Source organism: Hydrogenophilus thiooxidans (assembly GCF_019049855.1).
In the GTDB taxonomy this organism is placed as follows: domain Bacteria; phylum Pseudomonadota; class Gammaproteobacteria; order Burkholderiales; family Rhodocyclaceae; genus Hydrogenophilus; species Hydrogenophilus thiooxidans.
This window is the reverse complement of record NZ_JAHLSY010000059.1, coordinates 1-1,042: the sequence shown is the minus strand read 5'-3', so window position 1 is coordinate 1,042 and position 1,042 is coordinate 1. Positions and strand designations below refer to the sequence as shown.

The window sequence follows — 1,042 nt, the reverse complement described above, 5'->3', positions numbered from 1 at the left end:
TCACTGATCGATACGAATACGTCCGCCAACCGCAGCTTGTTCCCCGTCTCCATGGGCCACCCCAAAAAGACAGAAAACTACACAAATCAAGACACTGTGAACAGCCCCTTGGCAACTCCTTGATCGTGAACGACTATTTCAGCAGTGCACGATAGTGTCATTCATGCGATTGCCCTGGGATTCGCGCCCAGTGTGTCGAACTACCCCCGTGTGTCGTGCTAAAATGGTCCAACCACGGTTACGGTAAACAGGCGCTGGAACCATGACCACCGCTCGCGAAATCTCGTGGGACGAGCTCAAAGCGATGATTTTTGCCCACAGCGCACAGTTGCAAGAGACCGACCGCCTCATTCGCGAATTGCGCGAGTCGGGCAAAGAGACCGACCGCCGCATGCAGGAAACCGACCGCCTCATTCGCGAACTGCGCGAATCGGGCAAAGAGACCGACCGCCGGATCCGTGCGCTCGAGCGCCAATTGGGGCGCCTGGGAAACCGCCTGGGACAATTCGTCCAGGACATGGTCGAACCTGCGGTGGTGCGCCTTTTTCAAGAGCAAGGCATTCCGGTACATCGGGTGATGCCGAACGTCCGCGCGCGGGACGACGCGGGGCAAACGGTGATGGAGATCGACCTTTTGGTGATCAACGGTGATCATGCAATCGCGGTGGAATGCAAAAGCCGCCTCACTACCGATGATGTCGACGAACACCTGGAGCGCCTTTCGCGCTTCAAAGTGGCGTTTCCCGAGTATACCGATAAGCTTTTGCATGGGGCGGTAGCGGCGATGGGGGCACCTGATGAGGTGGTGCGCTATGCCGAGAAACAAGGGCTTTATGTGCTCGTGCAAGCGGATGACGACGTGGTGGTGTGTAACCAGCCGGGTTTTACGCCGCGGACGTGGTGAGCGCGGAATTTAGCGCGGAACTTTCTGGCCGATTCGAATGTGCGGGAGATCGAAGAGAAGTTCTCTCGCGGGGAAGGCTTGACCCAGGAAGACATCAATACGCTCCTTCTCAAAAGCCAGTACAACCACATCAACCAC

1 protein-coding gene is annotated in these 1,042 nt (G+C 57.1%); it reads left to right on the top strand.

The features are described 5' to 3' along the window. Positions 1–262 precede the first annotated feature (262 nt). Entirely contained in the window at positions 263–904 is a 642-nt protein-coding gene (locus KUL93_RS11235) for a hypothetical protein (protein ID WP_217127123.1), read from the top strand. Positions 905–1,042 lie beyond the last annotated feature (138 nt).

Coding starts and splice junctions, on each gene's coding strand:
- KUL93_RS11235 (WP_217127123.1), top strand. CDS start 263: ATGACCACCGCTCGCGAAATCTCGTGGGACGAGCTCAAAGCGATGATT.